Annotated in this window: 1 protein-coding gene; it reads right to left on the bottom strand. The window is 46.3% G+C overall.

The genetic code is table 11. The annotated features are described in order from the left end of the window. Window positions 1-405 precede the first annotated feature (405 nt). A partial coding sequence (locus AC438_RS17010) for a transposase (RefSeq protein ID WP_476638773.1) occupies window positions 406-897 on the bottom strand: 492 nt, incomplete at its 5' end.

The following is an 897-nucleotide window of genomic DNA, read 5'->3' as shown; positions in this document are numbered from 1 at the left end:
AACCTACTTAGACAGGCATGCCAAAAAGAAAATGATACTAAGTTTTATCGACTATTGTATCGCCATGCTAAAACAATCGCTAATAGCCCATTAATTCAATAAAAGGCATAAAGAACCCAAGCTAATAACATGGGGTTATTGGGTTGGGCAGGAGTGATGGTGGGTAATGCGGAAAGGGGTTATTGCGGGTGGTTATTTAGGCAGCGCGCTTGGGCCTTTGCCTGTGTTTGGCGAATAAGGCCTGATACTCACGCTCAAAGTGCTGTGTTTGTAATAGCCAAGCGTCAATATCGATATTTAGGCGGTCCAATATGGGCGGTAAGTGTGTGGCTATAGCGCCTCGCTTGTCATCACGAATAGCGCGACGACGTGAAGGGATTCACTAATGCAGCGGGAGCAGGATGCTCAAGAGCTGCCCGTCCAATCGACTAAATCAATATAATCGGCTAGGCCAAAAATAATCCCTGATTGCTCAGTATTTTTAAGGCTACCTTCAAAGTTAAGTAATGGCTTAAGGGGAAGGTCAAACTGGCGAATAGACTGCAAAGTGGTTTGCTGCTTAACCGCTTCGCCTAAATTAAAGATGGGGTTAATGCGTTCTTTGATGCTGGTATATTCTGAGGTTTCGGGTGTATCAGCCATGCAGGCGCGCACTGGGTTAAGATCAACATACGCCATTGCGCTTAACAGAGCCGTTTCGGTAAGTAGGGCTTGCGACTTAAAACGACTTTCCCAGAAGTGCCCTGTGCAGTTATCCTCTTTATTTGCCTGGCGCGCAATGGGTTCGTTAAGGCATTTCATAAACCAGCTTAAACTTTTCAGCCGCTTTTGATAGCGCTCAATGCAATCACTCACGGCTTCTCGCTCAGCCTTAGAGAGTTCCTCGCGGGCCATATA

The organism is Marinagarivorans algicola (assembly GCF_001292705.1).
Taxonomy (GTDB): Bacteria; Pseudomonadota; Gammaproteobacteria; order Pseudomonadales; family Cellvibrionaceae; genus Marinagarivorans; species Marinagarivorans algicola.
Note: the sequence above shows the minus strand (reverse complement) of the source record. Positions and strands in the feature narration are given on the sequence as shown.